Raw genomic sequence first — 22,865 nt, 5'->3', positions numbered from 1 at the left:
ATGATGTACTCTAAAATGCTTCTTATAGCCAAAATCTACTAAACCATTATACCCTCGCCAACCATCAGAATGAATGACGCTTTTCAATACTAGTTTTACCCTTGATAATCCTTTGTAGGGTAGTACTTTTGCAGTTTGGAACAATCTCAGTATAAACCTTACCACCTCTTTTTAGCAAGCCAAAAACAATGGTTTCCCCTAAGGCGCCACGGCCGCGTTTTCCGCGGACGCGCCGTGCGCCAAAATAGCTTTCATCGACTTCAATCTGCCCCACTAGTGGGGCAGATTGAAGTATGGATAGTTCTACAACTCTAAGCCTAATAGCGGTTAAATATTTGTTGATTGTTTGTCTGCTCAATCCTGTTAATTCCTTGATTTGAACTGCGTTCAAATCAAGAGAAAAATACTTAATTATTTCTCTAAATTTCTTCTCTGGAATACGGGAACGATTTACATACTTGTTTTTTACTTTCATAACAGTACTTTAACATGATTTTAAATATGCTTAAGTTGTCATGACCCTAGATTATTTATGTTTCATACTATTGATAATCAAACATGAGAGGTACTGTATAAAAAGGATGCTAAAAAATTAATTAAATAAAAGTTAGTGCATTTACTTTTATAAAAAATGGTCAAATTTTTGAGTTATAAAACCAGCGCAACTCTAGGTGTTTCAGAACTTATCAGCCAATTTGAGTTAATTATTACTCCTAATGCCTCTATTGTGCACATTACCTCGGCTTTTGATAAGTTAATCACCACTATTCATGAAAATAATTAGGATAGTTGCCAATTATTTTCTCCAGTAAGTACAATACATAAAGCAGTTTTTTCAAAATCTTCTAAGAGTTTAAAAAAGGCACTTCTTGGAATTTGCTGTTAAGTTATGCTGAAGATATTATAAGTGGAGAGAAGTTATGGGTAGTGTAAGCCTGCAGTATTTATTTAAATCAAAATCTTTCAAGTTTATGAAAGATAGAAAAAATAAATCACACGCAGTTCAGTCATTTAAATACCAAGGGAGAGAGATATACTATCGCTCAAGTACTAGTGATATGACTGTTATTTACGAGATTATTCTTAAAAAAAAGTTTCAATCTGAATATTATATTCCTAAAATTGTAGATCCAAAGGTAATACTTGATATTGGTGCAAACATTGGTGCAACAACTATTTACTACGCAAATCGCTTCCCTGATGCCAAAATATTTTCATTTGAGCCATTGCTCGAAAATTATAAAATTCTAGAAAAAAATACAAAGAATCTTAAAAATGTTAGTATCTTTAATTATGGATTGGGCAAGAGTGATGGTTTTTTTGATATTTACCTAACAGATGATGAAGAAAATTTTGGCGGCGCCACTATGCATAATTTAAATACCACAGAAGGTAAAAGTATACAAAGCTGCGAAGTAAGGCGCGTTGAGACAACTTTAAAGAGTTTAAATATCTCTTCTATCGATTTAATCAAAATTGATACTGAAGGGGCTGAATTCGATATCCTTATGAACTTTCCTTATGATGTGATTTCCAATACAAAATGGATTACTGGAGAGCTTCATGGTAATCAAGATTTTGAATTATTGGCCTATATTGAGAATATAGGCTTTAATATTGCAATGAAAAAAAATGCAGAGGATAAGTTATTTATGTTTAATTTTGTTGGTAATGAAACTTTGAACAAACTCAGTTCTTTAGAAAGAAAACATTTGTTAAGATAATGAAAGTTAGTGCCTTTACCTTCATTAAGAACGGACAAATACTGGGCTATCCATTCATCCAATCTATCCAATCTATATTGCCAATTGTTGATGAATTTATTATTAACGTTGGAGAGAGTGAAGATGATACGCTAGCATTAATACAGTCAATCAAAGATCCTAAAATTCGCATTATTCAGTCAATGTGGAATGACAATATGCATGATCGTGGTTATGTTTATGGTCAGCAAAAGATGATTGCTCAATTTAATTGCACAGGCGACTGGGCTTTTTACATTGAAGGTGATGAGGTTTATCATGAAGAAGATTTAGATAAAATTCAAGTATCAATGCAGGAGTATGTGGATAATCCAGAAGTAGAAGCTTTAGTGTTTGATTTTTATCATTTTTACGGTAATGCTAATAGTTATCTTGATTCTCCTGGGTGGTATCGATCTGAAGCGAGGATTATTAAAAATTCAATTAGATCATATGCGCCAGATGGGCTTTTTTGGTTAGTACTAGGTAGTAATAAAAAAGGCAAATATCCAAAAGCAAAACACACAGGTGTGCATTGCTATCATTATGGCTGGGTGCGTAGCGAAGAACAAATGAATCTTAAAAGTGAAAAAGTGCAACAATATTGGGGCGGGGAGCCTGCTAAGATTGATTACTCTCAAATGGATCAATTTATTATTAAAGAGTTTACAGGTGCCCATCCAAAAATAGCTCAAGATTGGCTACCTAAAGAAAAAGGTGTTTATCAAGTTGACCCTAATTACATTCCAACCAAGAAGCAAAAAAAACACAGATTAATGCTCAAACTTGAAAAATTATTCGGATTAGAGCTAAGTAAAAAACATTATAAATTAATTAAGTAATGAAAGTATTAATTGAGCTTCCTACTTGGCTTGGTGATGCAATAATGGCAACGCCAGCTATTGAAAATATCGTAAATTTCTATAATGAGTCTGAAATTACCTTTATCGGCTCTTTTGTATCAATTGAGGCAATGAAAAACCATCCAAAAGTGGTAAAAATAGTCATTTTAGATAAGAAATATAGATCTTTATATAAAACGGCAAGAGAGTTAGGGGGGTTTGATGTATTTTTCTCATTTCGAAGTTCAGTTCGATCAAAATTTCTGAAATTTTCAATATCAGCTAAAAATAAGTATCAATTTGACAAAAATAAATACATTAATTGCCACCAAGTTAAAAAATATAACGATTTTGTTAATGATTGCCTGAATATTAATTCAAATCCTGAAAGGTTAACGCTTTATAAGGAAAGTCGATTTTCAAAGATGGCTCGGAAGTCAATTTTAGGTATAAACCCGGGTGCATCATACGGCAGTGCTAAGCGTTGGTATCCTGAAAAATTTGTTAAAGTTGCTAGCGAATTGTCAAGTCAATATGATATTGTTATTTTTGGTGGCTCTATTGAGATTGATATTGCAACTGATATCGAGAAGGGCTTGATTGATAACGGTGTTGAAAATTATCAAAACTTTGCTGGCAAAACTACAATCTCAGAGTTAATTAATAAAATTTCAGATTTGGATTTATTTATTACGGGTGATAGTGGCCCAATGCATGTGGCTGCCGCTTTTCAAGTGCCTACGGTAGCTATTTTTGGACCCACTAAAGATAATGAAACTTCGCAATGGATGAATGAGAAAAGTGAAATTGTTAAGCAAGGTTTAGAGTGTCAGCCCTGCATGAAGCGCACTTGCCCTTTAAAGCATCATAACTGTATGAAGTCTATTGAAGCTGACGATATATTAGATGCTATTAAGAGACTTAATTAGTCTTTGAAAGCTAAATCAATTAGATGGCAAATGGTGTGTCCAATGACAATGTGCATCTCTTGAATACGAGGCGTGTCTTCAGCAGGGACCACTAAATTAATATCACACAAAGTATTCATTTCGCCACCATCTCTACCGCTAAAGCCAATAAGCTTGCAACCAAATTCTTTGGCGGTTTGAAGTCCGTTGATTACATTGCCACTACTGCCACCTGTGCTGATACCAATCACCACATCACCTTCGTTGGCTAGCGCCTCTACCTGGCGGTCAAATACTCGATCATAGCCATAATCATTGCCAATTGAAGTTAGTGCTGAGGTATCAGTGGTTAGGGCGATAGCAGCTAATCCTTTGCGCTCAACTTTATAGCGACCAACTAACTCAGCAGCAATGTGTTGCGCATCAGCTGCACTACCGCCATTACCAAAGATTAAAATTTTTCCACCATTTTTTAAACAATCAATGCATAAATTAGTAGCCGTTTCTAACGGCTTAGCAATGTATTCAAGTGTGGCTTGAGATGTTTTTAGATGTTCGTTAAATTCAAATTCAATAATTGATTGCATGGCTGATTTTCCTTTTAATGACTTTTTTGAATTTTCTCAATGGTTTTGGTGGTGCTTTTTCCATCAACAAATTGTACCAGTTTTAGTTCGTCAGCAATATCTTGGCCCGCCACTTCTTTGTCTTCATAATCACCACCTTTGACTAAGATATGAGGTTGTATTGCTTTGATTAACTCATACGGTGTGTCTTCGTTAAATACCACGACATAATCAACCGCTTCAAGCGCTGCTAAAATATAAGCCCTATCTAGTTCTAGGTTAATAGGACGATTTTCACCTTTAAGTGCTGTAACTGATCTATCAGAATTAAGCCCTAAGATTAGCACGTCACCATAGCTTTTAGCAGTTTCTAAATAACGAACATGTCCTGCGTGTAATATATCAAAACAACCGTTGGTAAAAACGATTTTTTTGTCTCTGGCTTTTAGCTCATCACTTAATGTGGTGATTTCACCCAGTGTTTTTATGTGCGTATCACTGCTGGATTTATTAAGGCTTGATTCATATTCAATAATTTCATTTAGTGTGGCTGTTGCACTACCAATTTTCCCCACAACAACGCCAGCTGCAAGATTGGCAAACTCTACTGCATTATCGATATCGTAATCACAGGCCAAAGCAAAGCCTAAAGAGGCAAGTACTGTATCACCCGCACCAGTTACATCAAACACTTCTCTGGCGACAGTAGGGTGGGTGCGTAGGTTGTCATCATAAATTGCCACACCTTGTTCACTTAGGGTGATGAGTGAAACGCTTAAATTGCACCGCGTTTTAAGCTGAGTGATGGCTTGTTTTAGGCTGACATCATCTTTAATATTGACTTGGGTCGCTTCACTGGCTTCTTTTTTATTGGGTGTTAATAAAAAAGCACCCTTGTATTTGGCATAATCCAAGCCCTTAGGGTCGACCAGCACTTTTTTGTTATTTTTATTGGCAATGGTGATTAATAATTGGGTGAGTTTGCCCGTTAATACACCCTTGCCATAATCAGACAATAATACTGTGTCGTAATTAGCAATGATTTTTTCAAAAGAAGCGAGGATGGATTTTTGTGATTCGCTGTTGATTGTATCAGTACTTTCTCTATCATATCTAACTACCTGCTGATGGGCGGCGATAATCCTGCTCTTTTTGCTGGTAATTCGATCTTGCTGGGTAATAAGGTGTTGTGTATCAACATTGATAGTGTCAAGTAGGTTTTTAAGTTCATCCGATATTTCACAGCCGCCAATCACACTAATCACATCAACCTGCGCACCTAATGCTCTGAGGTTATGAATAACATTGCCGGCACCACCAAGCACTGAACTTTCGCTTTTCACATTCACCACTTGTACCGGTGCTTCGGGAGAGATGCGTTCGCACGAACCCCATAAGTAGTGATCTATCATTAGGTCGCCAACGACTAAAATTTTTGGCGATTTCCCCTGTAAAGCTATCATGAAATATCAGTGCCGTGAAGTCGTTTAATATCAGCAACATAGGCTTTAATGCCCTCTTCCAGACTAACGACTGGCTTAAAGCCTAAGTTAGCTTGTGAGGTGCTAATGTCAGCCTGTGTATGCATTTGATAACCATCATACGGGTTTGGGATGTAATTAGTACCCAAGTCTGTGCCAAGCTCAGTTTGCAAAATATCAGAAATATCTTGAAAGCTTCTTGGTGTACTTGTACCTACATTATAAGTGCCATTCTCTTTAGGGTTGCAAGCTTTAATATTAGCCTGAACAACATCTTCAATATTAATAAAATCTCTTAAAATTTGATCAGACCCTTCAAATAAGGTTGGCGTCTTGCCATCCAAAATTTGATGTCCTAGTTGAATCACCATAGAAGAAGTTTTGGCCTTGTAGTATTCGCGTGGGCCGTATACATTAAAGAACTTAAGCCCCACAATGGTCATATTTGGGTTTTCACGACTATAGCGATAAGCAATCTGATCCATCATGTATTTACTAAATCCATACGGATTTTCAGGATTTTCAGTGCCCACAGTTTGAGGTGAAGGCAGGCTACCGTAAGTTGCAGCCGAACTTGCATACACCATTACTGCATCATCCTCTTTAGCTTTATTAAGCAAATCATAAAAAGAGTTAACATTGGTTTGCATCACAATTTCTTGATCGTACACACGCGTGTCTGAAATCGCTGCTTGATGAAACATGTAGTCAAATTTATAATCATTAAGTAGTGCTAAATCAGATTTGCTATTGATATTTCCACATACTACATCACCGGTAAATCCAATCAAATTTTTGTAATGTCCAAAGCTTTGCAAGTTGCCATTGGCGAAGATCGCCTCACTTCTAAAACAATCAAAAACCACCACTTGTGAATCGGGGTAATTATCTTGAAAATAAAAAGCTAAATTACTACCAATAAAGCCAGCACCACCGGTTATTAAAATGGTTTTGCTATTAAAGTCAATATCGTTATAAATCATAGTCATTATTTTTTTAAATAGGTATGCCTACATGTTAAACGAAATCATATGGAAAATCATACATTAACGAGTATTGTCCTCAGTATAATCAACTCAAATTGACAGATTTAATGCAAATATGCAATATCATAAAAACTTCTACCAAATCAAATCTAATACTGAGATTTTTGATCGAATAAAGGCCGAGCGAGAGAGTGTTGGCTATTACGATTTGCCTTATCAAAATACTGACACGATAAAAAAATACGCCAAAAGTATTACTAAAAAAAATATTGTTGTTTTAGGCATTGGTGGTTCTAGTTTAGGTGCTAGAGCGATTTATGAGTTTTTATTGCCATCTGCTAATTACAGTAAAGATTTGCTGTTTTTAGAAACCATTGATCCACTTAAAATTAATCACTCTTTAAAGAAAATTGATTTGACAGATACTCAATTTGTTGTTATTTCCAAATCAGGCAATACCATTGAAACCATTAGTATTTTTAAATATTTGAATTCTCTGGTAACGATCGACAATTCTAACTGCACCATCATTTCAGAAGCTAAAAGTAAACTTACTCAATTTGCTAAAGACAATAATATTAAAGCCTTTGATTTAGCTGAGAATATCGGCGGGCGTTTTTCAGTCTTTAGTGTGGTGGGGCTGTTGCCGCTAGCGATGGTAGGCGTGGATATTGATAATCTTTTAAATGGCTGCAAGCGTGCATCAAATAGCTTTTTTGATAAAGCCGGTTATTGTGATCCAATTTTAGAAAAAGCCAGATTCTTGGTTGAAAACAAAACTAGATTTCACACTAATGTTATCTTTTCTTATTCATCGACTCTAGAAAGTTTTAACAAATGGTATGCTCAACTTTGGGCTGAGAGCCTGGGTAAAGTTAATATTAATGGTACTCGACAAGGTTTAACACCCATTGGCTTAGTGGGGCCGGTTGATCAGCACAGTTTCTTGCAGCTGATCATGGAAGGTGTTAGGGATAAAACAGTTACCTTTATCAAGATTGATGATCTTAAAGATAACAGTATGATTCCATCTGATTCTGAAAATAAGTTCGATGTGTTGGGCTTACAATATGCTGAAAACATCAGTTTTAATGAGTTATTAAACAAGCAAGCTGACGCCACTATTCAGTCTATTCAAGAGCAAGATAATATCCCATGTGATGTGATTTCCATCCGTACGGTGGATGAATTTAACATCGGCTCACTAATGTTCACTTATCAATTGCTCACTTCTTGTATTGGTGCATTTTTGCAAATTGATACTTACAACCAGCCTGGTGTTGAACATAGTAAAGTTAATCTAAAAGAAAGCTTTTTATAAAACATAATGTCGTTATGACAAAACTGGAATATTTCTATTGAGAATCTTAAGTCATGACGATCTATATAAAAACCCACATTAATTAGGAGAAATTAATGAAACCTATGTTTGGTCTTGAAACGTTTATAAAAATTAACAAATGTCTATTTCCAGTGGCAGGCTACGGTACGCGATTTTTGCCAGCCACAAAAGCTATTCCTAAGGAAATGCTACCAATACTTACCAAGCCGCTGATTCAATACGGCGTAGAAGAGGCAATGAGCGCTGGAATGACAACCATGGCGATGGTAACTAGCAAATACAAACAAGCCATTAAAAATCATTTTGAGCCGCACAGTGATATTGAAGCTAGCATCAAAGACACTACTAAAGAATCATTGCTAGATGAAGTTAACCATACATCAAGTGTATGCAACTTTACTTATATTGAGCAAGATCAAATGCTAGGTCTTGGGCATGCTATTTATACCGGCAAGCCCCTGATCGGTAATGAGCCGTTTGCGGTAATCTTACCGGATGACTTATGCACAAGCACCCCTCAAGGAGGTACTGAAAAGAGCGATGGCGATTCGGTGCTTAAGCAGATGACTAAGCTTTATCAACAGCATCCAGATTGTTGTATTGTTGCTATTGAAGAAGTGCCAATGATTGAGGTAGATAAATACGGTGTGATCGATGGCGAGTTATTAGAGGGTTCTAACGATGCTTATCGAGTTAACAGTATGGTTGAAAAACCCAGCCTAAAAGATGCACCAACTAACCTTGCCATTATTGGCAGATACATTCTTACACCAGATATTTTTGATGTACTTGAAAGTACAGAGCCAGATAAAAATGGCGAGATACAAATTACCGACGCACTAATGACACTTGCAAAACAAGGCAAAGTAATTGCCTATAAATTTAAAGGCAAGCGTTTTGACTGTGGCAATGTTGAAGGTTTTGTAGTTGCTACTAATTACTTTGCTAAAGAGCAGGGTATTATTTAAAGTTGATACGAATCTATTCCACAGTAACTGAGTAGTATTAAAGAAATTATTTGTAAAGTGGTTGGTTTGAGTGTGCTTCTCTCTCATTAGTCCTAATTTTTTTTAGAGTAGCGCCCATTTTTGGATGATCAAAGAAATATAGTTTCTTAGGACGAATGCGACGTGACTGTACTAAATGTGGGTTACGTACTTCCTCAACAATCTCCTCGCCGTCAGGTGAATAATCAGACCACCTGTCAGGTTCAGCTTGCGTGGCATCTTCTTTAAGCCATACGTTTAATGCTGCATGCAGGTAATTTCCTTTATAAAGCCGGATATCACCTTCAATCAGTTTATTATAGGATCGAATAGCAACCGATTTTGACTTGCGTTTTTTTATAATAGGTTGTTGCCAAGAGCGGTGATAATGTACTTGGTAACTTGGTGTTCGTTTTAAACGAGATGCCATGTTGAGCAATGTTTTATTTTTTGCAGACTGGATCAACTTTGTTGCCATGGCGGGCGATAAAGATGCGGAAGAAGGCTTATCAGGCATTTGTGGCCACTGCTCATCGGTGATGGTATCGAGTTGTTCAAATATAATAAGTTCGACGTGATACCACTGATCCGCCTGAGATTGAAAACTCAGCAACAGTAGAGTAATTGCGGTGATAAAGTGACTTAATAAGTATGATTTCATAGATAAACTTTTTAAAATTTTATTGTATTGTCTAACGTCACTAACAAAATGTCCAAATTTTATCTTGATTTGGTGTTTTTACTGTTATTATTGGGGCGAAATTTATTAAATAATATTGGAGAAATATAATGGAAGCTTTTTCTGCGTTTGTAATCTTTTTATTAGTACTGGCCATTATTATTGGCTATATGAGTGTGCAATCCGTGCAACAGGGGCTTGAGTATACGGTTGAACGCTGGGGACGGTATACCCGAACATTGCGACCAGGACTGAATTGGATCATCCCAGTATTTGATAGTATTGGTGCCAAAATCAATATGATGGAACAAGTGTTCGACGTAGAATCGCAAGAAATTATTACTAAAGATAATGCGATGGTGCGCGTTGATGGCGTGGTGTTTTTTCAGGTTGTTGATGCTGCCAAGGCGGCATATGAAGTTAATAATTTACATAATGCTATTTTGAATTTGACCATGACCAATATTCGTACTGTGATGGGATCGATGGATTTGGATGAATTGTTATCAAAACGTGATGAAATTAATGCCCGCCTATTAAATGTTGTTGATGATGCCACTACACCTTGGGGGGTTAAAGTAACCCGTATTGAAATCAAAGATATTGCGCCGCCGGCAGATTTGGTTGAAGCCATGGGGCGTCAGATGAAGGCAGAGCGTGAAAAACGTGCCAATATCTTGGAAGCAGAAGGTCTTCGCCAAGCAGAAATTCTAAAAGCAGAAGGCGAAAAACAAGCGGTTATGTTGGATGCAGAAGGTCGACGTGAAGCGGCATTTCGTGATGCTGAAGCGCGGGAACGTGAAGCGGAAGCGGAGGCAAAAGCAACTACTGTTGTCTCTCAAGCAATTGCCAAAGGTGATATTCAAGCAATTAATTATTTTATCGCCCAAAATTATATTGAATCACTCAAGGATATTGCCTCAGCAGACAATAGCAAATTGGTCTTTATGCCACTTGAGGCGGGTAGCGTGATTGGTTCTTTGGGTGGCATTGCCGAGTTGGCTAAAAGTACCTTTAAAGGAAGTTAATAATGGAATTTATAACTGATTTTTGGCAATGGTGGATTTTGGCGGTAATACTGGTCATTGTTGAACTATTTGTGCCGACCTTTTTTGCTTTATTGGTTGCCATTGCGGCATTTGTAACCGGTATCGCTTTATTCCTCATACCAAATATGCAATGGGAATATCAAGTCTTAATATTTGCTATTCTTTCTGTTGTTATTGTGGTCGTTTGGCGTTATTTTCACGATAAAAATCCAACTGAAACGGATGAGCCCTTACTTAATCGTCGTGGTGAACAGTATGTTGGCCGAGTGATTACTTTAAAAACACCGATCGAAGATGGCCAGGGTAAAGTTCAAGTTGATGATTCGACTTGGAAGGTGGAGGGTGAAGATTGTCCCATTGGAACTAAAGTTAAACTTATCAGCGTTGATAATGTTATTTTTAAGGTTGAAATAGTTCACTAGATGACAGGGGTTTTTAATACGGGTCTAAGTCAACAGCAGTTTTTAGAACAGTATTGGCAGAAAAAACCGTTATTAATTCGACAAGCATTTAGCGACTTTAAATCACTTATTACGCCCGATGAATTGGCCGGTTTGGCTTGTGAGCCCGAAATCGAATCTCGCTTGATTAGAGAGCATGGCCAAGAAGACTCGTGGCAAGTCACTAATGGACCATTAGCCGAAGATGATTTTGCCGATTTGCCAGCAACACATTGGACATTGTTAGTGCAAGATGTTGATAAACATGTACCTGAATTACAATCCCTGCTCGATCCGTTTCGATTTATTCCTGATTGGCGACGTGATGATTTAATGATTAGTTATGCGCCCGAATTGGGCACAGTAGGACCGCACACGGATAGTTATGATGTATTTTTATTGGGAATAAGATATACAATTAAAATATGAAAATAATATCTAATATCACTTTTAGTGATTCAATACTTTATATGGAATGATTTTTACTGATAATATTCCAAGACTCTCAGGTTACACAGGAAGGTGTGTAAAGATTAATAAATTTCCTTATACAACCAAAGAAGGATAATTAAAATAACTACAATCAAAATATTAATTGAATTTCCTTTTTCATACTTATTATAAACCTGTTTTGTAAAACGACATTTAGGGTAACTACCACAACCCAAAAACTGAGATCCAGTTTTTGGACCCTGTTTTGCTGTTCTTTCAACCAAGTTAGATCCACATTTTGGACAGACTGTATCTGATGAATATCGTTTATGTAAAGATTGAATGTGTTCTTGTTTAGATATCCTACCTTCAGTTGTTACATCTGAAAGTAACCCGCATATTCTTTGAATTTCTATATCAGATAAAACTATGTCATTGAACTGTGTGATGTAAGAACCAAGACCAGAAGATAATACATTCGAAGGTAATTCAGTTTTGAATTTAGAGTCGCCATTAAAGAAAACAACTGTTTGGATGTGTGATTCATTTATATCAAGATATTCAGATAGTACTTTCTTATGTCTATGCGTTTGTCTTAGTGGGTTTTGAAATGAATATTTATTTTTATAGACAACTTGAGTCCATGTTGATCCTGATTTAGATCCAAAAATCCACCCCTTGCAATTTTTTGTTTCAACTATAAAAAGTCCAAATGGTGATACAAAGATATGATCTATTTGTGTGGTACCATTATTAGATGGAATGATGACATCATGAAACCTACGGTAAAGTTCTCTATCCAAACTAAATCACAAATTAAATTCTGTTTTTTGTTCTCCAAACCATCCTTTAAACATTTCCAATACCATTCAATCCAATATTATAGAGTGGTCTTTTCACTTATTTTTTTCCTGTTCAACAAACTTGTCAAATTGTACTTTTTCCTTTGCTTTTTTTAATATCCTTTCCTTTTTTGAAGATCCAAATATTCCAAGAATGAACATATGGATATAAGCGACTGGAAATAAAAAAATAATATAAAGAACTACTAGAATTGAATTATGTCTTTGAAAAATTTGAACCAAACCTCTAACAGTCCAAAAAATTGTCAAAACAATAAATATAAAACTTATAACTGTAATTGAAGAATCATCCATAAGGCTAAGTAAACTTCTTTCTGTAAATTGACATCTATTCTATCTCCATTTGCTCTATTTTATCCTTAAATACATTCTGCCACCAACCCACTGTTCTGACACTTCCATGACAATGGCAGATACCAGCCTCAAACAAGATTCCTCATTAGCAAATATCTTTGCCACCTTGGTGCGCTGTTTAACCGTCTGATTAAGTCGTTCAATCATATTGCTCGTTCTAAGACGTTTCCTATTAAATTCACATAACCCCATACCAAAGACGGTTAAATCTTCTGGGATGTTATTCTCAGCCCACTGACTGAGCTTAGGCATGGACTTCTTGTAACGCTCAACAAAAAAATCAAGTTGACGCTTAGCGTCTTCTTGATTGGCAGCATTGAAGATTGCACGAATATCATTTGCCACCTCACTCTTTTTACTTCGTTTAGTAATGTAACTCTGGGCATTTTGTTGTAGATGGAACTGACAGCGTTGCCAAGCTACATTGGGCATGACTGCCTCACTCAAACTAACCTGAGTGCCTAATACTTCTCTTCTGCCTTGGGGATTAATACCAATGGCAATTAACACTGCACAATCTCTAACCATGCCATCAACACGCACTTGTTCATACCTAGCATCAACCAACAAATAATCCATTTGTCCTAGGCTTCTATTGCGCCAAGCCGCAAGGCTTGCATCCAGCTCTTTTGAAGCGTTAGAGACCATTTGCGCTGAGACTTCAAAGCCACACATTTTTTCAACAATGTTATTAACCTTGCGAGTACTAACGCCATTGATATACATCTCACTTAGGGCAATGCTTAAAGCCCGCTCAGAGCGCAGGCCTTTTTCCAGGCAGTTGGGATAAAACTCACTGTCTCGTGTTTGCGGCACAGACAAATCTAATTGACCAATACACGTCTTAACGCGTTTTGGTTTATAACCACTGGCATAATCAAGACGATCAGTATTACGCTCATAATGCCCAGCACCAAGGTGGCGCTCTCGTTCTAGGCGCATGGCATGATTAAACAAGATCTCCATTGCTTGAGGCATAGCCCTCCCCATGCCATAGGTTGAGATTAACTCATGTACGCTGTTTAAATTGTTACCATCAACATCACTAAAATCTTTAAAATTACTATTGCTCATCATTTATTACCCTATTATTTTTATGCTAAAAAACAATAGAATAGATGACGGGCACTTTTTTGAGTTTTTATTTTTACTTTTTTTGAAAGTAAAAAATTCAAACAAGTGCCCTAAGTGAATTTACAGAAAGTTTTTTACAGTACCTTGAAAGTGTTAGTATTAATTTAATCATATTGTTCAATTATAATATCAAATTGAAACTCTTTATTAATATCGAATCACATGTCAAATATTGTATATGTACTAACTAATCCATCTATTCCAGATATTGTCAAGATTGGAATGACGACTGATTTAACAACTAGAATGAGATCACTTTACAATTCGAGTGTTCCAGTACCCTTTGAGTGTTATTTTGCTTGTACGGTAGAGGATATGAGTTTTGTTGAAAGACAACTACATGATGGATTTGATGATTTTAGGGTTAATCCAAAACGTGAGTTTTTTAGGGTTGATCCAGAAAGAGTTGTGTCAATTTTGAAGATGGTTATTCAACTCAAAAAGAGAGTGAAAATACTATCAATACGTATGGTGAAGTGAATTATGGAAGAACAATATTTGATTTGATATCAGACTTTTTAAGTTCCTTTAGTTGGTGTTTACTTAATCCGTATTCAATCATAATTTGTTCTCCCATGTGTTTTGTAAATGGGTTGGTTTAATCGTTGTTTCTTTAAATTGTTAATTTCCATTGATTCAATTTGATATGACTTAAATCGTTTACTTTCATCTGAGATGTATCGATTCATGAATCTTACGATTTCACTAGTCATACTCGTACAATTGAGTTTACAAATAGTCATAAAATCATCTTTGACCTGATTGGTTACTCTGAAATTTAATAGGGTTGTATTCATTAAAAGAACTCCTCTAGTGATATTGATGTTTTATTATTCTCTCTTTTTTTTGTATAGGTTTCAAGAGAATAAAGACTTTCCTTGATATTTATATTGTTATGGTTTCTATCTGATTGCAGAAACTTTAAAAAGAACTTACTCTTGTTGTTTCCATTAACAAACCCTTTGATTAGTAAATCATTTCTAATTTCCATTAGGAATCCTTTGTTAATTATTTGTCTCTTGGTTAATAGTTTGCTTATGTATTTAATAAAGTATTCTTTGCTCTGATTGTATTGTTGTTTATTCATTCGTCTTACCTTTGGGTGCTATGGGTTAATCAAGAGATGATCAAATCACCTCATTAATAATTGTTAAATTGTCAGATTGAATTAACCTAGAGCGAGTCTATACTCAAGAGCTATAATTAATCCAATCTACTTCATCACCATTATTCAATTTGGTGATATAGTCATTCCATCCCTCATTTACATTTCTATGAACATGTCGATGTCCATAATTCGTATCGAACCAAGTATGATTAATCATTGATTCAAATTTATAAGGGTTGTCTGGGAATGGGTTTTGTATTGTCAAGTGGTAGTGGTACCTGCCTGTTTTTGATTTTTCCAATACTGGCAAGATTCTTAATCTTTTGTTATATCGCTTGAATGAATTGCCAAAACACTTCTTATTAAGAACGTTTAAGAACGTTTAAGAAGTGTTTTAGATTTTGACTGCTAATATCGCTATTAATTGACTTGTTATCTACACGCTGTTTAAGGGTTAGCGAAACCCCAAAACAGTTATTTGTATCAAAATCTTTTGTATATTCTTTAATAGCCCTTTTCAACATATCCAAACCCTATAAATTTATAAATATTTTTTATTTATTACATATTTATTTATAAAGATACGAGACTAAAACTAATATTTTTTTATTGGTAATAAGGGATATAAATATTTTTAATGGCTAAAGTAAATGTAATAAAACTTACCATCAAATCCATTTAGATGGATTGACTTAGCTTGATTTCTTAACAAAAAAATCTAATATTACTTAACTTCAATTCTGAATGTTTCAATCTGTTGTTGGTTTTCCTAAATTTATAAAAAAACATACCTATTAATTTAGGCGTGTAATTTATTCCTGTCGGGTTTTTGATATCTCTGTATTGCCCAATCCTTTCGTTATGAAGATTTACAATAAGATTATGAATTTTTTCGAACTTTTTTGATTTCCTGACTTTAGATAATATCTGTGTAGTTAGCTTTACATCAAAAGTTACAAGGAAATTGTTGGGATTTTTTACTACCGGGAAGGGCGGTATAATTTCTTTAATACTACTCCACCGTAACTGATTTTGCCAAGTTGCGTGGCTGGTCAACATCCGTGCCTTTAATAAGAGCTACGTGATAGCTTAAAAGTTGCAAAGGAATAGTAAAAATGATGGGTGCGGTGATTCTGCCTAGATCGGTAGTTATGGGTAGAATAGTCATGCCTTCCATGGGTGCAACTTGCGCAGCTTCATCTTCAAATACAATCATCTCTGAGCCTCTTGATTTAACTTCTTGAAGGTTCGATTTAAGCTTTTCCAATAAATTATCATTAGGAGCGATAGCAATGACCGGCGTATCTTTATCAATCAGAGCAATGGGGCCGTGTTTTAGCTCTCCTGCTGGAAATGCCTCGGCGTGAATGTAGCTGATTTCTTTTAGTTTGAGAGCACCTTCCATGGCAATGGCATGCATTGTGCCTCGGCCTAAGAATATGGCATTAAATTTATCTTTAAAGCTCTTGGCTAATCCCCTGATTTGATCCTCTTGCTCTAGTGTTTTCTTAATTAAACCAGGCAGGCGATTAAGTCCATCAACAATTTTAGTCTCTTGCTGTTTTGAAACTTGCTTATGACACCTGCCAATAGCAACTGATAGTAGGGCTAAAGACACCAATTGCGTGGTAAAAGCTTTGGTGCTTGCCACGCCAATTTCAGGCCCAGCATGGGTTAAAAAAGTAAGCTCAGATTCACGTGTAAGTGATGACTCGGCCGAATTGCAAATAGTGAGTGTATGAATATTTTTACTACATTTTTTAACAGATTTTAAGGCTTCTAGCGTATCAGCAGTTTCGCCACTTTGAGAGATGGTAATAAACAGTGTGTTGTCTAAAATTATTGGATCGCGATAGCGATATTCACTTGCTACTTCAATATGAGTTGGAATTTTAGCGATATCTTCCAACCAATATTTAGCCACCAATCCAGCGTTGTAACTTGTACCACAAGCGATTATCTGGATGTACTTAGTATTTTTAAAAATGTCTTTGGCTTTATGTCCAAAAGCAGAAGTGAGTACAGCATCTTTGGTAATTCTTGATTCTAAGGTATCTCGAATGGCTTGTGGTTGTTCAAATATTTCTTTAAGCATATAGTGTGCATAACCACGTTTAGAGGTTTGGCCAGATTTAAGTTTCGAGGTTTTTATCTCGCGTTCCACTTGATTGCCATCTATATCATAAATCGTTACAGAATCGAGCGTGATGTCGGCAATATCCCCTTCTTCTAAGAAGATAAAATCTTTGGTAATATCAAGTAGGGCTATTTGGTCGGAAGCAATAAAGTTACCTTTTTTGCTGATACCAATAACAAGAGGCGATCCACTTCTAGCGGCAATAATACGCCCGGGATCTTTAGGAGAAATTACACCAACCCCATAAGCACCCTCAAAAGTTTTAATAGCCGCTTGGGTTGCTGTTAGTAAGTTACTGTTGGTTTCTAATGCTTGATGAATGGCGTGAGCAATAACTTCAGTATCAGTATCCGAGGTAAAGTTATAGCCTTGCTTGATTTGCTCGGCCTTAAGCTCTAAAAAATTTTCAATAATGCCATTATGAACAATGCCAACGCTCTTGTTACAGATATGTGGATGTGCATTTTTACTGGTCGGCTTACCATGTGTTGCCCAGCGAGTATGCGCAATACCGACTGTACCATCAAGCTTAATTTTTTTATCATTAATGGCTTTTTCAAGGTTAATGACTTTACCAACTGCTCGTGCACGGTTTAGTTCGTTATTTTCGGTTAAAACCACAGCACCCGCAGAGTCGTAGCCGCGGTATTCAAGACGTTTTAAGCCATCAATTAAAATAGGAGTAATGTTATTTTGGCATACGCCGCCAACGATTCCACACATAAGAGTTTGTGATTAATATTTAATTGAGATTATAAACTTTGAATGGTTGTTTATGGGCTAGACTGCAATAACTTCTTTTTCAAGTAGCTCTATTTCTTGCTGCTGTCCGATTAGCTTTAATAATACAATAACCCTATCGCGACTGTTGTAGTTTTGAAATATAGCTGTTTGACCTTTGAAAACGCCTGATTGAATTTCAATATCATCACCTTTTTGATGTGAGCAAATATTGATTAGTTTTTCAATGGTTTGTTGCTGTTGAATTTTGATGAGCCTAATAATTTTATTGGGTACAACGGCAAAGTTTAAACCAAACCTAACAAAGTTAGCCACGCCACGAGTTGAGCGAATCGGCGTCCAGTTTTGATTTTTATCATCCAATTGAATAAATAAGTATCTTGGAAATAATGATACGGTTTTATTGTTAATTATTGCTTTCGGATGGAAAATATCAAAATCTTGATTAGAAAGATTTTTAGCGGCAATGGATTCTTGCTGTGGTTTTGTTTGAATTAAATACCATTTTTTCATGATGGGTTATTATAGACTGCGAATCGTTTTTTTTTTTGCTTTTTGAAGTGTTTCCGAAAAATAGTGATAATAATGGATAATGCTTACTATGAAAATTGACTTACATAATCACTCTTATTATTCCGATGGCGTGTTGTCACCTGCTGAGGTGGTTGATTTGGCTAAAAATCAAGGGTGTGATGTATTTGCACTAACGGACCATGATACTACAGATGGATTGGTTGAGGCGCAACAACAAGCTGACGAAATTAACTTACAGCTTATCCATGGTGTCGAAGTGTCCGCTATGTGGAACAACATGACTATACATATTGTTGGCTTGAATGTTGATATCGAGAATAAAACCTTGCAAGCAGGGCTTAAGCAGCATCAAGAATTTCGACAAATTCGCGCCGAAAAAATAGCGAGAGGTTTGGGCGGTGTTGGTATATTTAACGCTTTAGAAAAAGTCAAGTTAGTTGCTAAAACACCCATGATTACACGCACTCATTTTGCTCAAATGTTAGTGCAAGAAGGTGTGTGTAAGGATATGCGTAGTGTTTTTAAGCGTTTTTTAACGGGTAAAAAACCAGGTGGTGTTGGCGGAAAATGGGCAGAATTTGATGAGGTAATTTCTTGGATTCACGCCGCTGGTGGTAAAGCTGTGCTGGCTCATCCGCTACGTTATCGGATGACTAATACCAAAATCAAGCGTTTGTTAAGTCATTTATCTGGTGCAGGACTAGACGGCGTTGAAGTGGTAACTGGCTCTAGCAGTAGTGACGAAATAACTTTGGTTAGTCAGTGGGCTAAAGAATTTGATTTGTCAGCCTCTATCGGTTCTGATTATCATGGCTGGCCAAATCAAAGAGTGCAAATCGGACACTTGCAAGATATGCCTAATGTTAACAAAACCATATGGAGTGATTGGTCATGGCTAAATTAGTTGCAATACACCCTCAAAATCCACAACAACGATTGGTTGCTCAAGTGGTTGAAGTGCTTAAGTCAGGTGGTGTTATTGTTTATCCAACAGATTCAGGCTACGCACTAGGCACAACACTGGGTAATAAAAACGGACTGGAAAAAATTAGACAAATCCGTAGCCTTTCTAAGCGCCATGATTTCACCTTAATGATGCAAGATTTATCACATATCGGTGAATATGCGAAGTTAGATAATAATGCTTTTCGACTGCTTAAAAAGATTGTGCCAGGCGCGTATACCTTTATTTTAGAGGGTACACGTGATGTACCTAAGCGTTTATTGCATGAGAAAAAGAAAACCATCGGCGTTAGAGTGTCAGAACATGGTGTTGTTCAAGCGTTGCTTGAGGAATTGGGTGAGCCGCTGATGAGCGTCTCCCTTATTCTTAAAGGTCATGAATTCTATGATATTGATGATGTTCGTGATGCGGTTGATAATAAGGTTGATTTAATTATCGATGATGGCTATTGTCCACCGGAGCCAACTACCGTTATTAATTTATCGACCAGTAGTATTGAAATTATTCGCCGCGGTGCGGGCGATACTTCGTTGCTGGAATAAGCATTACTCTATATAATTAAGCCTTTTTATACAATGCTATACTTGCATGAAAACTGCTGAAATTAGACAAAAATTCCTAGATTTTTACGCCTCAAAGGGTCATACGGTTGAACCAAGTTCATCTTTGGTACCGCATAATGACAAAACGTTGCTGTTCGTTAATGCAGGCATGGTACCGTTTAAAGATGTTTTTAGTGGTGTAGAAAAGCGTCCCTATACGCGTGCTGTGAGTTGTCAGCGCTGTGTGCGTGCAGGTGGAAAGCATAACGATCTTGAAAATGTGGGTTATACAGCCCGTCATCATACATTTTTTGAAATGCTAGGAAATTTTTCATTTGGTGATTATTTCAAACGAGAAGCTATTGAGTATGCTTGGGAATTTTTAACTGTTGAAATCGGACTACCAAAAGAAAAACTTTGGATCAGTGTATTTGAAGAAGATGATGAAGCTGAAGATATTTGGGTGAATGAAATTGGCTTTCCTAGAGAAAGAATTTCTCGTTGTGGTGCTAAAGATAATTTTTGGCAAATGGGCGATACCGGCCCATGTGGCCCATCAAGTGAAATATTTTTTGATCATGGCGAAGATATTGCCGGTGGTCCGCCAGGACATGCAGACGAAGATGGCGATCGTTATATTGAGATTTGGAACTTGGTTTTTACCCAGTACGATAAACAAGAAGACGGCTATCTAAAACCTTTAACAGCGCCATGTGTTGATACAGGAATGGGGCTTGAGCGTTTGGCAGCCGTTCTTCAGCATAAAAATAACAACTACGATACCGATGGCTTTAAAGGTCTAACTAAGTCGGTAGTAGACTTAACTCCTAAAGAAGAAAATATTCAAACGAATAATGCCTCAGTGCGTGTCATTGCTGATCATATTCGTTCAACTGCCTTTATGATTGTAGATGGTGTAATCCCTTCAAATGAAGGGCGTGGTTATGTGTTGCGTCGTATTATTCGCCGTGCCATTCGTCATGGTCATAAGATTGGTATTGAGAAAACTTTTTTCTATCGCTTGGCGCCCGTTTTAGCATTAGAGCTTAAGGATGTTTATCCAGAGTTAAAGTTAGCGCTCGCTAATGTTGAAAAAGTATTAAAGCGTGAAGAAGAGCGTTTTGCACAAACATTAGACCAAGGGATGGATATTCTAGAAGAGGCGATTTCAAGTTTAAAAGGTAGTGAAATTGATGGCGAAACCGTGTTCAAGCTTTACGATACTTACGGATTTCCAGTTGATTTAACCGCAGATGTTGCTCGCGAGCGTGAGCTAACAATCGATATGCCGGGTTTTGAAGCAGAAATGACTAAACAGCGCGATCGAGCGCGTTCAGCAGGTGATTTTAAAACCACACAAAAAGGCGTAGACATCAGTGATAAAACAGAATTTTTAGGTTATTCTCAACTAGAAAATAGCTCAAGTGTACAAGCATTGATCAAAGATGGCAATCTGGTTGACTCAATCGAAGCAGGTGATCAAGCAATTGTGGTTTTATCACAGTCTAGTTTTTATGGTGAATCAGGTGGTCAAATTGGTGATAGTGGCTTATTGAGTAATAATACTGTTGAGTTTGACGTTAGTAATACACAAAAACAAAAAACAGATGCATTTGAGCACCATGGCGTTATGTTGGGTGGCGTACTTAAAACGGGTGATGTGCTGGAGGCTAAAGTTGATGCACGCAGACGCAAGAAAATTGCTCGCAATCATTCAGCAACACACTTACTGCATGCGGCACTTCGTAGTGTATTAGGTGAAACTGTTACTCAAAAGGGCTCTTTAGTCGATAGTGATAAATTGAGGTTTGACTTCTCTCATGATGAAATAATCGCTAAAGCTGATTTAGATGAAATTGAAGCGATGGTAAATCGTCGAATTTTAGGAAATTCGATTGTTCATACCGATGTTACCGATATTGAAACGGCTAAAAAGAAAGGCGCTATGGCGCTGTTTGGTGAAAAATATGGCGACACTGTACGCGTACTTAGCATGGGAAAAAACAATTTCTCAGTAGAATTGTGCGGTGGTACACATGTGAATCAACTTGGCGACATTGGCTTATTTAGAATTACTTCTGAAGGTGGTATTGCTGCAGGTGTGCGCAGAATTGAAGCAATGACAGGCTACGATGCATACCAATTTGATAATAAAACACAAGATAGTTTGAGTGCCATTGCACAGATGACTAAATCAAACAATGCACAAGCAGTGGAAAAAGTAGCGCAGTTAATTAAACAGCAAAAAGAATTAGAAAAACAAGTCGCCTCTTTTCAAAAGAAATTAGCCAGTAATCAAGGCGATGATTTAATCGGAAAAGCGCAAGATGTTAATGGTATTAAATTACTGTCAACGATTGTTGAGGGTGTTAGTGGCAAAGGTTTACGTGATATTGCTGATAAGCTTAAAGACAAATTAGACTCAGCTGTGGTGGTATTAGCTGCAGTGAGTGGTGACAAGGTATCACTAGTAGCTGGTGTTACTAAAGATTTAACTGATAAATATCAAGCTGGAAAGATTCTTAATCATGTTGCACAGCAAGTTGGCGGAAAGGGTGGTGGACGACCAGATATGGCGCAAGGTGGCGGCACTCAGCCAGAGAATTTAGCTGAAGCTCTCGCTTCAGTTAAAGACCTTATCCTTTAAAGGTCAATGATACAGGCAAGGACTGAATCATTACCGTTACTTAAAACCAAGTTTTTTGTATAGAAAAATAGGTGGGCAAAAGCCAGTAACGCCTGAAATTAGAAATCCAATTGCTGGCAGATATAACAACCAATGTACTTGGCTCCATCCTGATAAATAAATACCCAATCCAATCACGCTAGCAGCGGTAAAAAACATCATTCGTATTGCACTCATCTTTTTCTCTCTCTTTTAAATTATTGAAGACATTATAAATATTTAAAGGGTCATGACAACTTAAGCGACTCTTTTCTGAACATTTCAAGCAAAATCTTATAAAGATTTTGCTTGCGATTATTGAATCTAAATTCACATTCTTTCAAGTGTAGATTAAACATATTTTTATTCA

The 22,865-nt window shown here is 36.6% G+C and carries 24 protein-coding genes and 2 pseudogenes; 13 read left to right on the top strand and 13 right to left on the bottom strand.

Going from position 1 to position 22,865, the window contains the following annotated elements; all coding sequences use genetic code 11:
- Window positions 1-475 (bottom strand): annotated as a pseudogene (locus tag BTHERMOSOX_RS04715) (IS1595 family transposase); the annotation flags it as partial.
- A gap of 168 nt (window positions 476-643) precedes the next feature.
- Between BTHERMOSOX_RS04715 and BTHERMOSOX_RS04710 the strand changes: the two are divergent.
- From BTHERMOSOX_RS04710 to waaF, 4 genes are all read left to right on the top strand, one after another.
- The gene (locus BTHERMOSOX_RS04710) at window positions 644-784 is read left to right on the top strand and encodes a hypothetical protein (protein WP_171004646.1); all 141 of its coding nucleotides are present in this window, start codon (window positions 644-646) and stop codon (window positions 782-784) included.
- A 187-nt stretch (window positions 785-971) separates the two neighbouring features.
- A complete protein-coding gene (locus tag BTHERMOSOX_RS04705; RefSeq protein WP_171004645.1) occupies window positions 972-1,724 on the top strand; it encodes an FkbM family methyltransferase in 753 nt (250 codons plus the stop codon).
- Entirely contained in the window at window positions 1,724-2,584 is an 861-nt protein-coding gene (locus BTHERMOSOX_RS04700) for a glycosyltransferase family protein (RefSeq protein ID WP_138119919.1), read from the top strand. The genes BTHERMOSOX_RS04705 and BTHERMOSOX_RS04700 overlap by 1 nt, the downstream gene beginning before the upstream one ends.
- Window positions 2,584-3,513: a lipopolysaccharide heptosyltransferase II gene (gene waaF, locus BTHERMOSOX_RS04695; protein ID WP_138119917.1), complete on the top strand. Its 930-nt coding sequence runs from the start codon at window positions 2,584-2,586 to the stop codon at window positions 3,511-3,513. The genes BTHERMOSOX_RS04700 and waaF overlap by 1 nt, the downstream gene beginning before the upstream one ends.
- On the opposite strand, the gene gmhA is transcribed toward waaF, so the two are convergent.
- The 3 genes from gmhA to rfaD are packed head-to-tail and all read right to left on the bottom strand — an operon-like array spanning window position 3,510 to window position 6,522.
- Window positions 3,510-4,079, bottom strand: a complete 570-nt coding sequence (gene gmhA / locus BTHERMOSOX_RS04690) for a D-sedoheptulose 7-phosphate isomerase (protein WP_138119915.1) — start codon at window positions 4,077-4,079, stop codon at window positions 3,510-3,512. The genes waaF and gmhA overlap by 4 nt on opposite strands.
- A gap of 14 nt (window positions 4,080-4,093) precedes the next feature.
- A complete protein-coding gene (gene rfaE1 / locus BTHERMOSOX_RS04685; RefSeq protein WP_138119913.1) occupies window positions 4,094-5,521 on the bottom strand; it encodes a D-glycero-beta-D-manno-heptose-7-phosphate kinase in 1,428 nt (475 codons plus the stop codon).
- Window positions 5,518-6,522, bottom strand: coding sequence for an ADP-glyceromanno-heptose 6-epimerase (gene rfaD, locus BTHERMOSOX_RS04680; protein ID WP_171004647.1), 1,005 nt, complete (start codon window positions 6,520-6,522; stop codon window positions 5,518-5,520). Before rfaD ends, rfaE1 begins: the two co-directional genes overlap by 4 nt.
- A gap of 118 nt (window positions 6,523-6,640) precedes the next feature.
- Between rfaD and BTHERMOSOX_RS04675 the strand changes: the two genes are divergently transcribed.
- A complete protein-coding gene (locus BTHERMOSOX_RS04675; RefSeq protein WP_138119911.1) occupies window positions 6,641-7,846 on the top strand; it encodes a glucose-6-phosphate isomerase in 1,206 nt (401 codons plus the stop codon).
- 95 nt (window positions 7,847-7,941) lie between these two features.
- On the top strand, window positions 7,942-8,835 hold the full coding sequence (gene galU / locus BTHERMOSOX_RS04670; protein ID WP_249360602.1) for a UTP--glucose-1-phosphate uridylyltransferase GalU: 894 nt from the start codon (window positions 7,942-7,944) through the stop codon (window positions 8,833-8,835).
- Between the two features lie 46 nt (window positions 8,836-8,881).
- On the opposite strand, the gene BTHERMOSOX_RS04665 is transcribed toward galU, so the two are convergent.
- Window positions 8,882-9,514 carry a CsiV family protein gene (locus BTHERMOSOX_RS04665; protein WP_138119909.1) on the bottom strand — a complete coding sequence of 211 codons (633 nt, stop codon included), beginning with the start codon at window positions 9,512-9,514 and terminating at the stop codon, window positions 8,882-8,884.
- 128 nt (window positions 9,515-9,642) lie between these two features.
- Between BTHERMOSOX_RS04665 and BTHERMOSOX_RS04660 the strand changes: the two genes are divergently transcribed.
- Genes BTHERMOSOX_RS04660 through BTHERMOSOX_RS04650 form a run of 3 tightly spaced genes read left to right on the top strand, consistent with a single transcriptional unit; the run spans window position 9,643 to window position 11,450 of the window.
- Window positions 9,643-10,560: an SPFH domain-containing protein gene (locus BTHERMOSOX_RS04660; protein WP_138119907.1), complete on the top strand. Its 918-nt coding sequence runs from the start codon at window positions 9,643-9,645 to the stop codon at window positions 10,558-10,560.
- A 2-nt stretch (window positions 10,561-10,562) separates the two neighbouring features.
- Window positions 10,563-11,003, top strand: a complete 441-nt coding sequence (locus BTHERMOSOX_RS04655) for an NfeD family protein (RefSeq protein WP_138119905.1) — start codon at window positions 10,563-10,565, stop codon at window positions 11,001-11,003.
- Window positions 11,004-11,450 carry a cupin domain-containing protein gene (locus BTHERMOSOX_RS04650; RefSeq protein WP_138119903.1) on the top strand — a complete coding sequence of 149 codons (447 nt, stop codon included), beginning with the start codon at window positions 11,004-11,006 and terminating at the stop codon, window positions 11,448-11,450.
- A 104-nt stretch (window positions 11,451-11,554) separates the two neighbouring features.
- Here the strand turns inward: BTHERMOSOX_RS04650 and BTHERMOSOX_RS04645 are convergent, their stop codons facing one another.
- From BTHERMOSOX_RS04645 to BTHERMOSOX_RS04635, 3 genes are all read right to left on the bottom strand, one after another.
- Window positions 11,555-12,256, bottom strand: coding sequence for a nuclease-related domain-containing protein (locus tag BTHERMOSOX_RS04645; protein WP_138119901.1), 702 nt, complete (start codon window positions 12,254-12,256; stop codon window positions 11,555-11,557).
- 93 nt (window positions 12,257-12,349) lie between these two features.
- A complete protein-coding gene (locus tag BTHERMOSOX_RS04640) occupies window positions 12,350-12,610 on the bottom strand; it encodes a hypothetical protein (protein ID WP_138119899.1) in 261 nt (86 codons plus the stop codon).
- Between the two features lie 54 nt (window positions 12,611-12,664).
- Window positions 12,665-13,744, bottom strand: a complete 1,080-nt coding sequence (locus BTHERMOSOX_RS04635) for an IS256 family transposase (protein ID WP_428992037.1) — start codon at window positions 13,742-13,744, stop codon at window positions 12,665-12,667.
- Window positions 13,745-13,966: 222 nt separating this feature from the next.
- Here BTHERMOSOX_RS04635 and BTHERMOSOX_RS04630 point away from each other — a divergent pair, with 222 nt between their 5' ends.
- Window positions 13,967-14,284, top strand: coding sequence for a GIY-YIG nuclease family protein (locus BTHERMOSOX_RS04630; RefSeq protein ID WP_138119895.1), 318 nt, complete (start codon window positions 13,967-13,969; stop codon window positions 14,282-14,284).
- Between the two features lie 316 nt (window positions 14,285-14,600).
- On the opposite strand, the gene BTHERMOSOX_RS04625 is transcribed toward BTHERMOSOX_RS04630, so the two are convergent.
- The 3 genes from BTHERMOSOX_RS04625 to BTHERMOSOX_RS04615 all read right to left on the bottom strand — a co-directional run bounded on the left by BTHERMOSOX_RS04625 (window position 14,601) and on the right by BTHERMOSOX_RS04615 (window position 18,303).
- Window positions 14,601-14,891 (bottom strand): hypothetical protein, encoded by a 291-nt coding sequence (locus BTHERMOSOX_RS04625; protein ID WP_138119893.1) that lies wholly within the window; start codon window positions 14,889-14,891, stop codon window positions 14,601-14,603.
- A gap of 1,033 nt (window positions 14,892-15,924) precedes the next feature.
- Complete coding sequence (gene glmS, locus BTHERMOSOX_RS04620; protein ID WP_138119891.1) at window positions 15,925-17,772, bottom strand: glutamine--fructose-6-phosphate transaminase (isomerizing); 1,848 nt, start codon at window positions 17,770-17,772, stop codon at window positions 15,925-15,927.
- 57 nt (window positions 17,773-17,829) lie between these two features.
- Window positions 17,830-18,303 (bottom strand): transcription termination/antitermination NusG family protein, encoded by a 474-nt coding sequence (locus BTHERMOSOX_RS04615; RefSeq protein WP_138119889.1) that lies wholly within the window; start codon window positions 18,301-18,303, stop codon window positions 17,830-17,832.
- A gap of 88 nt (window positions 18,304-18,391) precedes the next feature.
- Here BTHERMOSOX_RS04615 and BTHERMOSOX_RS04610 point away from each other — a divergent pair, with 88 nt between their 5' ends.
- Genes BTHERMOSOX_RS04610 through alaS form a run of 3 tightly spaced genes read left to right on the top strand, consistent with a single transcriptional unit; the run spans window position 18,392 to window position 22,477 of the window.
- A complete protein-coding gene (locus tag BTHERMOSOX_RS04610; RefSeq protein ID WP_138119887.1) occupies window positions 18,392-19,228 on the top strand; it encodes a PHP domain-containing protein in 837 nt (278 codons plus the stop codon).
- A complete protein-coding gene (locus BTHERMOSOX_RS04605) occupies window positions 19,216-19,830 on the top strand; it encodes an L-threonylcarbamoyladenylate synthase (RefSeq protein ID WP_138119885.1) in 615 nt (204 codons plus the stop codon). Before BTHERMOSOX_RS04610 ends, BTHERMOSOX_RS04605 begins: the two co-directional genes overlap by 13 nt.
- Window positions 19,831-19,876: 46 nt before the next feature.
- Window positions 19,877-22,477 (top strand): alanine--tRNA ligase, encoded by a 2,601-nt coding sequence (alaS, locus tag BTHERMOSOX_RS04600; protein WP_138119883.1) that lies wholly within the window; start codon window positions 19,877-19,879, stop codon window positions 22,475-22,477.
- Window positions 22,478-22,513: 36 nt separating this feature from the next.
- Here alaS and BTHERMOSOX_RS04595 read toward each other — a convergent pair whose 3' ends face one another.
- The gene (locus BTHERMOSOX_RS04595; protein ID WP_138119881.1) at window positions 22,514-22,693 is read right to left on the bottom strand and encodes a YgaP-like transmembrane domain; all 180 of its coding nucleotides are present in this window, start codon (window positions 22,691-22,693) and stop codon (window positions 22,514-22,516) included.
- Window positions 22,694-22,743: 50 nt separating this feature from the next.
- Window positions 22,744-22,865, bottom strand: a pseudogene (locus tag BTHERMOSOX_RS04590) (IS1595 family transposase); the annotation flags it as partial.

The sequence above is a fragment of the Bathymodiolus heckerae thiotrophic gill symbiont genome, from assembly GCF_900128515.1.
Classification (GTDB): domain Bacteria; phylum Pseudomonadota; class Gammaproteobacteria; order PS1; family Pseudothioglobaceae; genus Thioglobus_A.
This window is presented reverse-complemented; position numbering and strand designations above follow the sequence as displayed.

Bases quoted from the DNA above. Each gene is read 5' to 3' on its own strand.
- BTHERMOSOX_RS04705 (WP_171004645.1), top strand. From the start codon at position 972: ATGAAAGATAGAAAAAATAAATCACACGCAGTTCAGTCATTTAAATAC.
- BTHERMOSOX_RS04595 (WP_138119881.1), bottom strand. From the start codon at position 22,693: ATGAGTGCAATACGAATGATGTTTTTTACCGCTGCTAGCGTGATTGGA.
- waaF (WP_138119917.1), top strand. From the start codon at position 2,584: ATGAAAGTATTAATTGAGCTTCCTACTTGGCTTGGTGATGCAATAATG.
- rfaE1 (WP_138119913.1), bottom strand. From the start codon at position 5,521: ATGATAGCTTTACAGGGGAAATCGCCAAAAATTTTAGTCGTTGGCGAC.
- BTHERMOSOX_RS04665 (WP_138119909.1), bottom strand. From the start codon at position 9,514: ATGAAATCATACTTATTAAGTCACTTTATCACCGCAATTACTCTACTG.
- BTHERMOSOX_RS04605 (WP_138119885.1), top strand. From the start codon at position 19,216: ATGGCTAAATTAGTTGCAATACACCCTCAAAATCCACAACAACGATTG.
- glmS (WP_138119891.1), bottom strand. From the start codon at position 17,772: ATGTGTGGAATCGTTGGCGGCGTATGCCAAAATAACATTACTCCTATT.
- BTHERMOSOX_RS04640 (WP_138119899.1), bottom strand. From the start codon at position 12,610: ATGGATGATTCTTCAATTACAGTTATAAGTTTTATATTTATTGTTTTG.
- BTHERMOSOX_RS04675 (WP_138119911.1), top strand. From the start codon at position 6,641: ATGCAATATCATAAAAACTTCTACCAAATCAAATCTAATACTGAGATT.
- BTHERMOSOX_RS04660 (WP_138119907.1), top strand. From the start codon at position 9,643: ATGGAAGCTTTTTCTGCGTTTGTAATCTTTTTATTAGTACTGGCCATT.
- alaS (WP_138119883.1), top strand. From the start codon at position 19,877: ATGAAAACTGCTGAAATTAGACAAAAATTCCTAGATTTTTACGCCTCA.
- BTHERMOSOX_RS04635 (WP_428992037.1), bottom strand. From the start codon at position 13,744: ATGAGCAATAGTAATTTTAAAGATTTTAGTGATGTTGATGGTAACAAT.
- galU (WP_249360602.1), top strand. From the start codon at position 7,942: ATGAAACCTATGTTTGGTCTTGAAACGTTTATAAAAATTAACAAATGT.
- BTHERMOSOX_RS04700 (WP_138119919.1), top strand. From the start codon at position 1,724: ATGAAAGTTAGTGCCTTTACCTTCATTAAGAACGGACAAATACTGGGC.
- gmhA (WP_138119915.1), bottom strand. From the start codon at position 4,079: ATGCAATCAATTATTGAATTTGAATTTAACGAACATCTAAAAACATCT.
- BTHERMOSOX_RS04615 (WP_138119889.1), bottom strand. From the start codon at position 18,303: ATGAAAAAATGGTATTTAATTCAAACAAAACCACAGCAAGAATCCATT.
- BTHERMOSOX_RS04655 (WP_138119905.1), top strand. From the start codon at position 10,563: ATGGAATTTATAACTGATTTTTGGCAATGGTGGATTTTGGCGGTAATA.
- BTHERMOSOX_RS04625 (WP_138119893.1), bottom strand. From the start codon at position 14,891: ATGAATAAACAACAATACAATCAGAGCAAAGAATACTTTATTAAATAC.
- BTHERMOSOX_RS04650 (WP_138119903.1), top strand. From the start codon at position 11,004: ATGACAGGGGTTTTTAATACGGGTCTAAGTCAACAGCAGTTTTTAGAA.
- BTHERMOSOX_RS04610 (WP_138119887.1), top strand. From the start codon at position 18,392: ATGAAAATTGACTTACATAATCACTCTTATTATTCCGATGGCGTGTTG.
- rfaD (WP_171004647.1), bottom strand. From the start codon at position 6,522: ATGATTTATAACGATATTGACTTTAATAGCAAAACCATTTTAATAACC.
- BTHERMOSOX_RS04630 (WP_138119895.1), top strand. From the start codon at position 13,967: ATGTCAAATATTGTATATGTACTAACTAATCCATCTATTCCAGATATT.